Here is a 14,152-nt window from a genome sequence, read left to right as displayed (position 1 = left end):
ACTGCATGCCAATATCCGATCGGCGAGCATGGTGGGTATGACTCCTGGAATCCGGAAAGTTATTGCCGTATGTCGGAAAATTGTCGGATTGTATCGAAGTGATGGTTTACGGATATATTGGCGCCATTTCGTTGACTATTTATGGGCGCGCTTTTTTTGCGACGTAGTGGGAAATAGCGTGCACCATGCTTTGATCAGCATGGATTTGACATCGAGCGGGTCCGATCATAACGGTGTGAATTCCGTCGGAACGCTGTATCTGTTTTGAGACGCCGGAGGGGGCGGGAGCCTGCGGAGAGGACCTGCCCCGACCGCACTGGCTCGGTCCGGGTGGTGTCAGAAGATTCGTGCCAGCGTTAGGAGGCTCAGAGCACCTTGAATCCGTGGGTGCCGTCGCGATCGAGCTGGGCGATCAGACCGAATTCCCAGTCCAGATAACCCTGCATCGCTTCACGCGGGTTATCGGTGCCTTCATACGGACGCCGGTAACGGTCGCTGCGCGGGACCGTCACATGGGTTTCGCCGGTTTCCAGCGGCCGTCCGGCGGCGATCCAGCGCGCGGTACCGCCTTCGAGCACATGGACCGGCGTGCGGGTCAGCGTCTGCAAGTCGCGTGCGGCGAAACGCGCTAGCAGACTGCTGCCACAGGTCAGGACGTAGCGGCGCGCCTGGGGCAGACGTTCCAGCGCCTCGGGCAACTGGGCGCGAATCGCCCAATGGGCTCCCGGTATATGACGTTTGACGTAGTTGGCGCTTGTGGTGAAGTCCAGCAGCACGGTGCCGTCGTCCTCCAGCCAGTCAGCCAGTTGTTCGACACTGATCTCGCTGGCTGCGGGCAGCTCCGGAAGCGGTGGCTGCCATTCGCCACTGGCGCTGAAATCGGGACGGCTCAGGCTGTCGAGCACCGCGACCTCCCAGCCCATCTGGGCCAGCCACGACGCACTCATGTTGGCGCGTGCGCCGTCGTCGTCCACCAGCACGATACGCGCCCCACGCACGCTGGCGACGTGGTCGGTTTCCTGTACGAGCTGACCTCCCGGCACCGAGCGACTACCGGGCAAATGGCCGGCGCTGTACTCCTCGGGCGTGCGCACGTCGAACAGGTAGGTGGTACGCGCCGCGTCAGCCTGCCAGTTGGCGAGGCCTTCTCGGTCCAGACGCAGCACGCCGGCGCGGTCTGCCACCGTACGTGCCTGACGCGCTGCGTTGGCGCGAGTGTCGGCGCCCACCTCGGCGAAGCGGCGCTCCTGGCCGTGGGCCAGTTGCTGACCCGCCAGCGTCCAGCCGATGGTGCCGTTGCGCAGCGCGGCAACCGGGTTGGGAATGCCGGCGTTGACCAACGACTGGGTGCCGATGATGCTACGAGTGCGGCCAGCACAGTTGACGATCACCTGGGTGGTCGGGTCCGGCGCCAGTTCGGCGACCCGCAGCACCAGCTCGGCGCCGGGCACGCTGATGCCGCCGGGAATGCTCATGGTCTGATACTCGTCGAAGCGCCGGGCATCGAGCACAACGACATCGGCTTTCTCATCTAGCAGTGCCTGTACCTGTTCGGCCGCCAGCGACGGCGTATGGCGCACGCTTTCCACCAGTTCGCCGAACGCCTTGCTCGGCACGTTGACGTCGCGGAACAGCTCGCCACCGGCGTCGCGCCAGCCAGCCAGACCGCCGTCGAGCACCGCCACATCGCTGTAGCCGAGCGCGAGCAGACGCTGCGCCGCCACGCTGGCGAGGCCCCCGCCATCGTCATAAACCGTGGCCGAAGTATCGCGCCGGGGCACCCGGGCATAGATCTCCAGCTCCAGTTTCGAAAGCGGGATGTTCGCGGCGAACAGGGGATGGGCCTGGGCGAAAGGGTCCTCTTCACGCACGTCGATCAGGGCGAATTCTTCATGGGCCAGCAAGGCGCGGCGGATGTCTTCGTAGCGGCGGGTACTGACGGTCATCACTTAGTCTTCTCTTTGGATAGATCCCAGATATTGGGCAGACGGCTATTGGAATAGCCGGAGATGAAAGGTTTTTCGCTGCCGTCCTCGGCGTACACGGCACGCGAGACCGCGCCGATGTTGCCGCCGTAGACGTGGATGCTGATCGACACCTGATCGGCAAAGGCATTGCTGACCTGATGGATATCGCCGATACGCGGCGACACGGCTTCCATCTGGCCGGGCGTCAGCCGCACCGGCGCCTCGTGCGGTGTCAGGCCTCCTTGAGCATCACGAACGAAGCTCTGCGCATCTTCGGCGCCGCGCAGCATGCCGATCAGGCCCCAGACCCGGTGGTCATGCACCGGGGTGCGCTGGCCGGGTCCCCAGACGAAGCTGACCACCGAAAAACGCTGGCGCGAATCGCAATGCAGCAAGTACTGCTGATAGCGCTGCGGGTCAGGCTGGGCGAATTCATCCGGCAACCAGTCGTCATGGGCGACCAGTTCGGCCAGCAGATTCTGGCCGCGATCGAGGAGGGTGGCCTCGTCGGGTTGCTGATCGACCAGTCCGGCAAAGCGATCAATGAAGTGGCGCAAGCGCTCCAGGTGCAGGTTCTGGCTCATGGTCGAGGCTCGGTATTCGGGTTTGGTGTCACCCTAGCAAAGACCTGTTCTATTCTCAAAATGCAAAATGTGCATAAGCTAATATGCATATAATGCATTTACAGTTTGGGTTTTATGCTCTCAAATGAAATCTGGCAAAGGTATGAGCTTATGACCAAAGCGAATTTCACAACGAATATTTAGGCCTATAGCTTATAAAAAAGTCGTCTACTCGACTCGTTGAGATCTACCCTCTATTCATCGAAGGTCCCCCACATGAGCGTTCAATTCATTGGCATGATTGGCCACCGGCTGTCCTCGGAAATCACCGCGCCGCAAGGTCCGATCTTTGACAAGGACTACATCACCCGTTTCGCCCGTGCCCATGAACAGGCAGGCTTCGACCGGATTCTGGTGGGTTACTGGTCCGACCAGCCGGACGGTTTCCTGGTCACCGCGCTGGCCGGGCAGGCCACGTCGCGCATTCAGTTTCTGCTCGCCCATCGTCCCGGCTTCGTGGCGCCGACCCTGGCTGCACGCAAACTGGCGACCCTTGAACATCTGCTCGATGGTCGCCTTGCGGTACACATCATCAGCGGCGGCAATGATGTCGAGCAGCGCAAGGACGGCGACTACCTGGAACATGACCAGCGCTACGCGCGCACCGATGAGTTTCTGGAGATCGTGCGCAAGGTCTGGACTGAACAGGCGCCGTTCGATCACGAAGGCACCCACTATCAGGCGCAAAATGCGTTCTCGGCGATCAAGCCGCTGCAACACCCGCATCTGCCGATCTACTTCGGCGGTTCGTCGCCGGCGGCGCTGGAGGTAGCGGGCAAGCATGCCGATGTGTACGCCTTGTGGGGCGAGTCGCTGGAGCAAACGGCGGAAACCATCGCAGCAGTGCGTGAGCAGGCTGCGAAACACGGTCGCGATGTGCAGTTCAGCGTGTCGTTCCGGCCGATCATCGCGGCGACCGAGGAGGCGGCCTGGGCCAAGGCCGAAACCATTCTCGGCCAGGCCCGGCAGCGCATCGAGCAGGCGGGGCCGGTGATTGCCAACAAACCGCAAAGCGTCGGTGCCCAGCGCCTGCGCGACACCGTGGCCAAGGGCGAGCGGGTCGACGAGCGTTTGTGGACCGGCATCGCCGCGCTGGTCGGCGGCGGACATAACTCGACCGCGCTGGTGGGCACACCGGAGCAGGTCGCCGACGCGTTGCTGGCCTATTACGACCTGGGCGTTACGAGTTTCCTGATCCGCGGCTTCGACCCCCTGAATGACGCCGAGGATTACGGCCGCGAACTGATCCCCCTGACCCGCGCCAAGGTTGCCGCGCGCAGCGCCTGAAACCTGCTTCATCACTGACAAGACATGCCTGACGAGACCGCACGCGCGGATCGACCTTACTTGCCCCGACGGGGCATCTGGAGACGAACGTGCGTTACTTCAAGCAATTGGCCGCCACTGTGCTGGCCGCTACCTTCAGCCTTGCCGCCGCCGCCGAGACCCTGGTGGTCGGCGATCAGAGTTACAACGCCCGCGCCGTGATGGAAGCGGCCGGGGTGCTCGACGATCTGCCCTATACCCTGGAATGGAAGCAATTCACGGCTGGCTCGCCAGTGGCTGAAGCGCTCAACGTCGGCAGCCTCGACATCGGGTTGCTGGGCGATGCGCCGCCGCTGTTTCTGGGCGCCCTCGGAGCGCCGATCAAAGTGATTGCGGTCAGCCGACAGAACCTCGAAGGCGTTGCGATCCTGGTGCGCAAGGATTCCCCGATCAAGAACCTGCAAGACCTGCGCGGCAAGCGCGCGGCCATCTGGAAAGGCTCTTGGAGCCAGCAACTGCTGTTCAACGCCCTGGACAAGGCCGGGGTGCCGCGCGACACGCTGGACTTGCGTTACCTCAGCGCGCTCGACGCCTCGCATGCGCTGGACGGCGGCTCGGTCGACGTGATCGCCACCTGGGAACCCTATGTCACCCAGCAGGAACGCCAGGGCGCCCGGGTGCTGGCGACCGCCGAGGGCGTGATTCCGGCGCAGAGCTTCGTGGTCGCCAATAGCAAGGCGGTCGATGCCAAGCGCACGCAGATCGCCGATTTCCTGCAGCGCTTGAAAAAAGCGCGGGAATGGACCCTGAACGATCCGGCCAACACCGAAGCCTACGCCGATGCCTGGGCCAAACGCACCCGCGCCGATCGTGACATCGCCCGTATCTGGTTCGCTCGCGCCCGCACCAACCTGGCGCCGCTGGACCCGCAGGTGGTGGTCGACGCGCAGAAAACCGTGGACTTCTTCGCCGGGCTCGGCCTGATCAAGACGTATCCGGCGCAGAACCTGTTCGACACCTCGTTCAGCGCCGCCTTGCAGCAACCCACCGTCAGCAGCCACTGAGCAGGAGCGCCCCATGAGCAAACGACAGATCAAGCTGGGCGCCCTGACCATGGGCTGCGGCGGCCCCGGCCGGCACAATCTGTGGCTCGATCCCGAGCTGCCCGCCGACGCCAGCGTCAATATCGACTGGTACATCGATATCGCCCGTCAGGCCGAAGCGGCGCTGTTCGACCTGATGTTCATCGTCGACAGCCAGTTCATCACCCCCGGTTCCCCGTCGCACTATCTCAATCGGCTCGAACCCCTGACGCTGCTTTCGGCGCTAGCGGTCAGCACGCGCCATATCGGCCTGGTCGGCACGCTGACGACGTCCTATAACGCGCCCTACAACGTCGCCAGAAGACTCGCCTCGCTGGACCTGATCAGCAAGGGGCGCGCCGGCTGGAACGTAGTCACCAGCGGCGATGCCGGCACGGCGGGTAACTACGGCCTTGATGAGCATTACGATTACGACACCCGCTACGCTCGCGCCGAGGAACATGTGCAGGTGGTGCAGGGCCTGTGGCGTTCCTATGAAGACGATGCCTTTCCCCGGGATCGCGACAGCGGCCGTTTCCTCGATCCCTCAAAGCTGCATGCGCTGCATCATAAGGGCGAGCATTTCTCGGTAACCGGTCCGCTCAACATGCAGCGCTCGCCCCAGGGCCAGCCGGTGATCTTCCAGGCCGGTGATTCCGAACAGGGTCGCGATCTGGGCGCCGCCACCGCCGATGTGGTCTTCACCCATGCCGCCAGCATCGAGCAGGGCCAGGCGTTCTACCGCGACATCAAGCGTCGCGCCGAGCGTCTGGGACGTGACCCCGAGCAATTGCTGGTGCTGCCGGGAGCGGAAATCCATGTCGGCGACACCGACGAGCATGCCCGGGAAATCGAGCGTCATTACCACCAGACCGATCACAGCTTCGAATTGGCGCTCAAGGAGTTCGGCCGCAACTTCGGCTGGCACGATTTCACCCAGTACGACCTCGATGCGCCATTCCCCCAGGAAAGCCTGGAATATGCCCGCAGCAGCTTTTTCACCAATGCCAAGCGCATCGCCGATCAGGCTCGCGACAAGGGCTTCACCTTGCGGCAGGCAGTAGATTTCGGCCGTCAGCTTCGTCCCGGCGCCTTCGTGGGTTCGGCGCAGACGGTCGCCACGAAAATGGCCGAGTGGTTCGAAGCGCGGGCGCTGGACGGCTTCAATATCTACATCGGTCATCCCGGCCAGTTCCGGCGCTTCACCGACGAAGTGGTACCGCTGCTTCAGGAGCGGGGTGTGTATCGCACGGCCTACGAAGGCAGCACGTTACGGGAAAGCCTGGGGCTGAAGATTCCGACGTTCAGACGCTGATCACAGGTGGAAGGTAGCGCCACACCGGCGCCGGAACCAAATCCGGTGCGCCGGTGTGGCGCTTTTTCATCAGTCTATCAGTTCCGGTACTCGACGCCCTCGCGTTCCAACTGCCGGATCAGCGCATCCCAGTGTCGCTGGATACCATCACTTTGACCCTCGCGAACGCGCAAGGTCTGTTCATGCACCTTGGCGATCGCCGCCGGTGAGGCATGCAGCAGCTGGTCGTTGCCCCCGGCCTGGGCCGCGATCTGGATATTGCAGGCCCGTTCGAGCCCATGCAGTTCGCGGAAGGCCTGTTCCACGCTGACGCCGCCGGTCAGCAGTCCATGATTGCGCAGGATCAGAATATTGCTGTCGCCCAGATTGGCGACCAGCCGCTGCTGCTCGTCCAGGTCCAGGGCAATGCCTTCGTAGGCGTGATAAGCGACCCGGCTGTAATAGGCCAGCGCGTGCTGGGAAATCGGCAGCAGGCCATCGCGCTGCGCCGACACTGCCGCGCCGTCGCGGGTGTGGGTGTGCAGCACGGCTTTCAGGTCGGGACGGGCGCGATGAACTGCGCTGTGGATCACGTAGCCCGCCTGGTTGATGCCCAGTCCCAGCGGATCATCGATCAGTGTGCCGTCGACGTCCACCTTGACCAGATTGGACGCGGTGATTTCGTCGAACAGCAGGCCGTAGGCATTGATCAGGAAATGTTCGTCCGGTCCCGGCACCCGGGCCGAAAAGTGGGTGTAGATATGGTCGGTCCAGCGGAACAGGGCGGCCAGGCGGTAGGCGGCGGCGAGCTTGACCCGCACCTCCCATTCTTCGGCGTTGACGCGCTGGCGTACGGTGTGGGTGCGCAGGGTGGTGGAGGACAGCGAGTGCATGGGGGTTCATCCCTGAATGACGGTCGAATGCTCAAGACCGTATGCGCAGGGATGCAGGCTGTAAAAGTCTTTTTGGTTCTATGCTAATTATTTATCCATGGCATCTTTTATCAAGAATTATATGCATCGCATGCATATCAGGCTGGCTCTGCCAGCAGGCGGTGCCCGGCCACTTCGCCGAACAACTCGACCGGTTCCTGCAGGTTGCCCAGGTAGCGTGGATGGAACAGCCAGAGATCGACCTGAGGCTTGAAGTCGCTGACGTTGATCACGTCCAGCGCCTCGCGATGCCGGCTCGCCAGCAGCAGGGGCTCGGGCACCAGCCCCAGTCCCTGACCGTTGGCGACCAGACCCAGTTGCAACTCGGTGCCGAAGGTTTCCAGATTGATCGACAGACTCAGCCCCTGTTCGCTCAATGCCCGTTGCAGCCCGGCGCGAAAACCGCAGCCGTCGGGATTGAGCACCCAGCCGCGGGTGTAGCAGTCCTTGAGCCGGGTGTTGCGCCTGGTGATGCTGCCCTTGGCGGCGACCACCTTGAGCGACATGCGCGCCAGTGAATGGCTGGCGATCCCTTCGGGAAAGATCTTGCCGGTGGGGAACAGCGCGGCGGCGGCATCCAGTTCGCCGTTTTCCATGCGCGCGATCAGGCTGCTGCCCCAGCCGCTGGTGACCTGAGTGCGCAATTGCGGGTAAGCGTCGCGGATCCGCGCCAGGGCGTCGAGCAGCACCACGTCGCCGAGGGTCTGCGGCACGCCCAGGCGCAACGTGCCCGACGGCGCGCCATCGTTGGCCACCAGCTCGCGCAACAGGTCGATCTCGCGCAGGATTGCCTTGCACTGCTCGTACACCCGCAGTCCCATGGGTGTGGGCTTGAGCGGCTTGCTGTTGCGGTCCAGCAGGGTGGCGCCCAGATCGTGCTCGAAGTTCTGCACCCGGCGGGTGATCGCCGGCTGGGTCAGTTGCAGCGACTGGGCGGCAAGGTTGGTGGACTGGCATCGAATGACCGCCACGAAGGCGTCCATATCATCGATCTTCATGGTCGGCGCTCACTGAGTCGAACGAAAAAATAAAGCGCTAGCATAATCTGTCCGCGAGGTAATGCCACTGACATGCTCTCAGGGATAAGGCGGGAGCTGGTAGAAATGCATATTAGGATATTCCTAAAATCAATTTAATTTATCGTGAAAACCTCGCTAGAGTCGCTCGTCACGGTCCGCGCAACGCGGCCCCGCCATGACACCGAGGAGCACCATGTCCATCCGAACCCAGCTCTTGACCCTTGCCGCGGCGCTGCTGCTGATCGGCCAGGCCAGCGCCGACGAGCGCCTGACCCTGCGGATCGGCGACCAGAAGGGCAACATGCGTGCCCAGCTGGAAGCCGCCGACGCCTTGCGCGATCTGCCCTACGACATCCGCTGGGCGGAGTTTCCGGCGGCCGCGCCGCTGGCCGAGGCGCTCAATGCCGGAGCGATCGATGCCGGCATCATCGGCGACGCGCCGCTGCTGTTCGTGCTGGCCTCGGGTGCTCCGGTCAAGGCCATCGCGGTGGACAAGTCCGACCCCTACGGCACGGCGCTGCTGGTCCGCCCGGATGCGGCCCTGCATAGCGCCGCCGACCTCAAGGGCAAACGCATCGCCACCGGGCGCGGTTCGATCGGCCATCACCTGGCGCTCAAGGCGCTGGAGCAGGCCGGGCTCAGCGAGAAGGATGTGGAATTCCGTTTCCTCGGCCCGGTGGACGCCAAGATCGCTCTGACCAACGGTTCGGTGGCCGCCTGGTCGACCTGGGAACCCTATACCGCGCTGGCCGAGGTGAGCGGGCAGGGGCGCGTGCTGGTCAACGGTCGCGGCCTGTCCAGCGGCAACAGCTTTCTTGCGGCCACCGACAAGGCGCTGGATGAGCCGGCGCGGCGCGCGGCGCTGCAGGACTACCTCAACCGGCTGGCCGGCGCGCAGGTGTGGGCCAACCAGCATCTGGACAGCTATTCGAAAACCCTGGCGGCCATCATCGGCTTTCCCGAGAACGCCGCGCGTCTGCAGTTCGAACGGCGCAAGCTGCGCTGGCAGCCCATCGATCCCCAGACCGTGGCTCAGCAGCAGGACACCGCTGACTTCTACAAGGCACACGGCCTGATGAGCGAACGCCTCGACGTGGCGCCGACCTTCGCCACCGGCTTCACCGTCCCCGACAACGCGAAGCTGGCCGCGCAACCCTGAACCGGAACCTCATCATGCCCTTGAAAACCTTGCGCCATCTGGCCGTCGCGCTGCTGGTCAGCGCTGCGATCCCGAATATTGCCAATGCCGAGCAGACCCTGCGCATCGGCTACCAGAAATCCTCGACCCTGTTGACTTTGCTCAAAGCCCGCGGCGGTCTGGAGCAGCGTCTCCAGGCGCAGGGCATTCGCGTCAGCTGGCATGAATTCCCCAGCGGCCTGCCCTTGCTGGAAGCGCTGAACCTGGGCAACGTCGACGTATCGGCGGACGTGGCCGACACCGTGCCGATCTTCACCCAGGCCGCTGGCGCCAGACTGACCTATTTCGCTCGGGAAGCACCTTCGCCGACCGCGCAGGCGATCCTGGTGCCTGCGGAGTCGCCTCTGACGAGCCTGGCCGACCTCAAAGGCAAGCGCGTGGCGGTGACCAAGGCTGCCGGCAGCCATTACCTGCTGATCCAGGCCCTGGCCAAGGCCGGGCTGACCTTCAAGGACATCACCCCGGCGTACCTGATCCCGGCCGATGGGCGCGCCGCCTTCGAAAATCGCAAGGTCGATGCCTGGGTGACCTGGGACCCGTACGTCGCCAGCGCCCAGCATCAGCAGGGCGCCCGCATCCTCGCCGACGGCAAGGGTCTGGCCAGCTATCAGCGCTACTACCTGGCCGGCAGCGATTATGCCAAGGCGCATCCGCAAGTCCTGCAGCAGGTGTACCTGGCGCTGCGTGAAACCGGTGCCTGGGTCAAGTCCGACCCGGCGTCGGCGGCCGCCATCCTCGGACCCCTGTGGGGCAACCTCGACAGCACCACCGTGCAGCAGGCCAACGCCCGGCGCAGCTATGACGTGCAGCCGGTCAGACCGGAGAACCTGGCCGAGCAGCAACAGATCGCCGATGCGTTCTATAAAGAGGGATTGCTGCCCAAGGCGGTGGATGCGCGTGCGGTGACGCTGTACGAGCCGCGCGAGCAAGCAGATAGCCGGTGAAGCGGCATCGCTTCGCCTGCGGTGTGTCAAATGAATCTGCGTCGCCAGCAAGCTGGCTCCTACAGGGCCTGTGTCGTGCGCTGGCTTAGCGCGCGCCTCCGGACAGCTGCTGAATCAGCGCCACGGTCAGGTAAAGCCGTGGCGCGATGCTCGACAATTCGATGTATTCGTCATCTGCATGCAGGCCCGCGCCGACCATACACGACCGCGTGGGAGCGGCGTTAGCCGCGATTGAATACACGAGCGCAACATTTTTTTCGTCTGATCGATTGTTTCCAGCAGCGGGCTTTCTCAAATGTTTTGTTCGCTCAACGTCTGTGACAGCAGGCGCTGACAGAGCTGTTCGCCGGGGCGCTCGGCTCCGAACAAGGTTCGGAAAACAAGCGGAGCGACCAGGCCGTCCATAAGAGCATCCAGATTTGGCGCTGCTTCTCCACGGGATTTGGCCCGCTCAAGCAACAGTTCGAGCCGCTCGCGGGTCGGTTCAGTACAGCGCACCGCGCACCCTGGATCGGTGGAGGCCAGAGCATCCTTGAGCATCGCCTGGCCGGGTGTGGAAGAAAGGTCATCTACGTAGGATTCCAACCACCGTTCGAGGTCGCCACGCAGGCTGCCGGTATCCAGAGGGGGCTGGTCCGGACGAAGCTGGCACAGATCAACATCGGCCAGCAGAGTTGGCAGATTGCCCCAGCGCCGGTAGAGGGTGGACGGAGTGACGCCAGCACGCGCGGCAATCTGGGGGAATGTAAGGGATTCACGCGACTGTTCGTTCAGCATGGCCAGCACGGCATCATGAATGGCTTGTTGGACGCGGGCGCTACGGCCTCCAGGACGGGCTTGCTTGGTATTCATGGCAACAGGATACCTTTCATTTAACGCAAAAGCATTGCTTTAGTCAGTGAAAAGGCTCAGTCTTTAAAGCTAATTATTTGCTTTAGGGTTGGGCGATGCCTTCTTCGACTTCCACATCCACGGCGCGCTTGAGTCTGCTCGGGACTCTGCTATTCACGTTCATGGCGGCTTCGGCTGCTCCAACGCCGCTTTATGCCAGCTATCAGCAAGCCTGGGGATTTTCCACCTTCTGGCTGACCTGGGTGTTTGCGGTCTATGCCTTTGCCTTGCTTGCCGCGTTGCTCGTGGGTGGACGGCTGTCTGATCACCTGGGGCGTCGACCGGTCATCCTGAGCGCGTTAGTGCTGGAGGTGCTTTCCATGCTGCTGTTCCATCAGGCCCAGGGGCTGACAGACTTGGTGTTAGCTCGTACCTTACAGGGCATAGCCACGGGCATCGCCACCAGTGCAGTGGGCGCTGCGTTGCTCGACGTGGATCGTGAGCGAGGCCCTTGGCTAAACAGCCTGGCGCCGCTGCTGGGAATGGCGGGTGGTGCTCTGGGGTGCGGCCTGCTAGTGGCGTTTGCGCCGGCACCCCTGCAACTAGTGTATCGGCTGTTTCTGCTGCTCTTTGTGCTGCAGGGCCTGTTGCTGCTGCGCCTGCCCGATCTACTGCCTCGTCGTCCAGGACTGCTGGTCGCGCTGCGTCCGCAACTGGCGGTTCCGTCCCAGGCGCGTGCTGTACTGTGGCGTGTATTGCCGGTGGAGCTGGCGGTTTGGGCAGTGGGCGGCTTCTATCTTTCTCTGATGCCGGGGCTGATCAGGGCGGCGACCGGAACAAGCTCGGTTTTGATCGGAAGCGGGGTAGTGGCCTGCCTGACGTTGAGCGGCGCTGCAAGCCTGCACGGGCTACGGCTCTGGACTGCCGGCCGCCTCCTGCGCCTCGGTGCCAGCACCTTGGTGGCAGGACCGGTGCTGCTATGGCTGGCGGTGTTGAGCGGCCAGCTTGGATTCTTCGCGCTAGGTACTGCTGTCACTGGGATCGGCTTCGGTAGCGGCTTTCTCGGGGCAACTCGCGGCGTGCTTCCGCTGGCCGAACCGACACAACGTGCCGGCTTGCTGGCCGCGTTCTACGTGCTCAGTTATCTCGCGTTCTGCCTGCCGGTCTTGGCGGTCAGCACCTTGGTACCCCGGCTGGGCCTGGATGGCGCGGCGCAGCTGTATCTAGCTGGTGTAATCGTGCTGGCGCTGTTCGGCGTGCGCAACAGCGCCGCGCGCCCCTGCGTTCAGCCCGGTTGAGAGCCATGTGGCCAGCACTTCAACGCATACGTCTCCCCAGGTTCTGTATTAAACGTATTGCCGCACACATCGTAGGCTGAAGGCCAGGGCTGACCCTAACTGCAAAGCGCCTGGTCAGCTTGTCGTAGCGGGGATGTCCAAATTATCGCTGTTGGAGCTTAAATAGCTACAACGGCGATTTACGAGTTGTTGCTGAGAGCCGGCCTGCTGGCGACTGGCAATACCCGACACACCAGCGTCGGCTGGATTTGCTGTGGCATTGCGGCAGATCGCGAGCAAGCTCACTCCTACAGGGCCTGTGTCGTGCGCGGGCTTATCGCGTGCCTTCGGACAACTGCTGAATCAGCGCCACGGTCAAATAAAGCCGTGGCGCTATGCTCGAAAGCTCGATGTATTCGTCGTCGGCATGCAGGCCCGCGCCGACCACACCCATGGTTTCCAGCACCGCCGGCTTTTCGCTGCCGGGCACGTAGGCGTAGCCTGCGTCGGTGCCAAAGCGCATGGCGATGGGTTCGATCGTGCGACCGATCTTTCCATAGAGTGCCTGGGCGGTCTTCGCCAACTGGTCGGAGCCGGGGTTCTTCGCCAGGGGCGGCCGACCTTTATCAAGGCGCAGGCTGACTTCGGTTCCGTCAATCAGCTTTTTCTGCGCGATGCGCTGGGCGTCCGCCAGTACGCGGTCGCTTTCACTCAGGTCCGAGTAGCGCATGTCGGCTTCGGCCGACGCGCTGGAAGGGATGATGTTGCGCTTGTCGCCGGCTTTGAGCAGCGTCCAGTTGACCGTGGTGCCCTTGGCTTGATCGCCGAGATCCTTGAGTTGCAGCAACTGGTGCGCCAGTTCCATGGCCGCGTTGCGCCCGGCTTCTGGCGCCGACCCCGCGTGCGAGGACTTGCCCTTCACGTCGAGAAACACCCCGTTGATGCCATTGGTGGCGACGGTCACCGCATCCTTGTCCGGCGGCTCGTACGAAAACACGTAGTCGTGCTGGCGAGCCAGTTCGGCGATGATCTTTTTCGATCCGCTGGAGCCGGTTTCCTCATCCGGGTTGAACAGTACAGTCAGGGTGCCGTAATCCTTGAAATTCTCGTCGCGCAGCAGCTTCAACGAGTGCAGGATCATTGCTACGCCGCCCTTGGCATCGGCGACGCCCGGGCCGTAGGCGCGCTCGCCCTCGACCTTGAAGGGCCGCTTGGCAGCGGTGCCCGGCAGGAACACGGTGTCGTAATGCACCATCAGCAGGAACGACTTGCTGCCGTTACCCTTAAAGGTGCCGACAATGTTATCGCCCGCCGAAGGCGAGGCCGGACTCGTGGCGACTTCGGCGCCCAGTGCCTTGAGTCGTTCCACCAACACAGCACTGATGGTTTTCAGACCTGGCTCCTGGCCCGTACCGGTGTCGACGTTCACCAGTCCCTTGACAGTGGCCAGGTAGGATTGCTGTTCGGCTTCGGGTTTTTTCAGCAATTGATCGGGCGCCAGATCGGCGGCCAGTGCAGAAAGCGACAGGAATGAAAGGGCGATTGCAGAGGCGATAGCTGAACGTCGAATGAGCATGCGGGTTCCTTCACATCGATGCGGGTTGAGTCTGCAGCTTTGACCATTGGCGGCTTTCTCGCCAATTTGATCAAGTTACTGATGGGTTGAAACGGCGCGGCTTGTGCTGCAAACAGACTGCGTCTCCGATGAAAAAAGCACGA

Annotated in this window: 12 protein-coding genes and 1 pseudogene; 6 read left to right on the top strand and 7 right to left on the bottom strand. The window is 62.9% G+C overall.

Annotated elements, in window-relative coordinates; all coding sequences use genetic code 11:
- Positions 1-365 precede the first annotated feature (365 nt).
- Together TRP66_RS01830 and TRP66_RS01825 are read right to left on the bottom strand one after the other, a co-directional pair.
- Positions 366-1,946 carry a rhodanese-related sulfurtransferase gene (locus TRP66_RS01830; protein ID WP_442965149.1) on the bottom strand — a complete coding sequence of 527 codons (1,581 nt, stop codon included), beginning with the start codon at positions 1,944-1,946 and terminating at the stop codon, positions 366-368.
- Positions 1,946-2,551, bottom strand: a complete 606-nt coding sequence (locus TRP66_RS01825) for a cysteine dioxygenase (RefSeq protein WP_333399610.1) — start codon at positions 2,549-2,551, stop codon at positions 1,946-1,948. Before TRP66_RS01825 ends, TRP66_RS01830 begins: the two co-directional genes overlap by 1 nt.
- Positions 2,552-2,806: 255 nt before the next feature.
- Here TRP66_RS01825 and TRP66_RS01820 point away from each other — a divergent pair, with 255 nt between their 5' ends.
- The 3 genes from TRP66_RS01820 to TRP66_RS01810 all read left to right on the top strand — a co-directional run bounded on the left by TRP66_RS01820 (position 2,807) and on the right by TRP66_RS01810 (position 6,253).
- On the top strand, positions 2,807-3,877 hold the full coding sequence (locus TRP66_RS01820; protein ID WP_333399609.1) for an LLM class flavin-dependent oxidoreductase: 1,071 nt from the start codon (positions 2,807-2,809) through the stop codon (positions 3,875-3,877).
- Positions 3,878-3,966: 89 nt separating this feature from the next.
- A complete protein-coding gene (locus TRP66_RS01815) occupies positions 3,967-4,920 on the top strand; it encodes an ABC transporter substrate-binding protein (protein ID WP_333399608.1) in 954 nt (317 codons plus the stop codon).
- 13 nt (positions 4,921-4,933) lie between these two features.
- Entirely contained in the window at positions 4,934-6,253 is a 1,320-nt protein-coding gene (locus tag TRP66_RS01810) for an LLM class flavin-dependent oxidoreductase (RefSeq protein ID WP_333399607.1), read from the top strand.
- A gap of 77 nt (positions 6,254-6,330) precedes the next feature.
- On the opposite strand, the gene TRP66_RS01805 is transcribed toward TRP66_RS01810, so the two are convergent.
- Both TRP66_RS01805 and TRP66_RS01800 read right to left on the bottom strand, forming a co-directional pair.
- Positions 6,331-7,125, bottom strand: a complete 795-nt coding sequence (locus tag TRP66_RS01805) for a class II aldolase/adducin family protein (protein WP_333399606.1) — start codon at positions 7,123-7,125, stop codon at positions 6,331-6,333.
- A 137-nt stretch (positions 7,126-7,262) separates the two neighbouring features.
- On the bottom strand, positions 7,263-8,162 hold the full coding sequence (locus TRP66_RS01800; protein WP_333399605.1) for a LysR family transcriptional regulator: 900 nt from the start codon (positions 8,160-8,162) through the stop codon (positions 7,263-7,265).
- 214 nt (positions 8,163-8,376) lie between these two features.
- On the opposite strand from TRP66_RS01800, the gene TRP66_RS01795 reads away from it, so the two are divergent.
- Together TRP66_RS01795 and TRP66_RS01790 are read left to right on the top strand one after the other, a co-directional pair.
- Positions 8,377-9,342 (top strand): ABC transporter substrate-binding protein, encoded by a 966-nt coding sequence (locus TRP66_RS01795; RefSeq protein WP_333399604.1) that lies wholly within the window; start codon positions 8,377-8,379, stop codon positions 9,340-9,342.
- Between the two features lie 14 nt (positions 9,343-9,356).
- Positions 9,357-10,325: an aliphatic sulfonate ABC transporter substrate-binding protein gene (locus TRP66_RS01790; RefSeq protein WP_333399603.1), complete on the top strand. Its 969-nt coding sequence runs from the start codon at positions 9,357-9,359 to the stop codon at positions 10,323-10,325.
- 85 nt (positions 10,326-10,410) lie between these two features.
- On the opposite strand, the pseudogene TRP66_RS01785 reads toward TRP66_RS01790, so the two are convergent.
- Together TRP66_RS01785 and TRP66_RS01780 are read right to left on the bottom strand one after the other, a co-directional pair.
- Positions 10,411-10,524: pseudogene (locus tag TRP66_RS01785) on the bottom strand (hypothetical protein); the annotation flags it as partial.
- A gap of 92 nt (positions 10,525-10,616) precedes the next feature.
- A complete protein-coding gene (locus TRP66_RS01780; protein ID WP_333399602.1) occupies positions 10,617-11,177 on the bottom strand; it encodes a TetR/AcrR family transcriptional regulator in 561 nt (186 codons plus the stop codon).
- A 95-nt stretch (positions 11,178-11,272) separates the two neighbouring features.
- Here TRP66_RS01780 and TRP66_RS01775 point away from each other — a divergent pair, with 95 nt between their 5' ends.
- Positions 11,273-12,454: an MFS transporter gene (locus TRP66_RS01775; protein WP_333399601.1), complete on the top strand. Its 1,182-nt coding sequence runs from the start codon at positions 11,273-11,275 to the stop codon at positions 12,452-12,454.
- Between the two features lie 313 nt (positions 12,455-12,767).
- Here TRP66_RS01775 and TRP66_RS01770 read toward each other — a convergent pair whose 3' ends face one another.
- On the bottom strand, positions 12,768-14,009 hold the full coding sequence (locus tag TRP66_RS01770; RefSeq protein WP_333399600.1) for a M20/M25/M40 family metallo-hydrolase: 1,242 nt from the start codon (positions 14,007-14,009) through the stop codon (positions 12,768-12,770).
- Positions 14,010-14,152: the final 143 nt, after the last annotated feature.

The sequence above is a fragment of the Pseudomonas sp. JDS28PS106 genome (assembly GCF_036706555.1).
Taxonomy (GTDB): Bacteria; Pseudomonadota; Gammaproteobacteria; order Pseudomonadales; family Pseudomonadaceae; genus Aquipseudomonas.
This window is presented reverse-complemented; position numbering and strand designations above follow the sequence as displayed.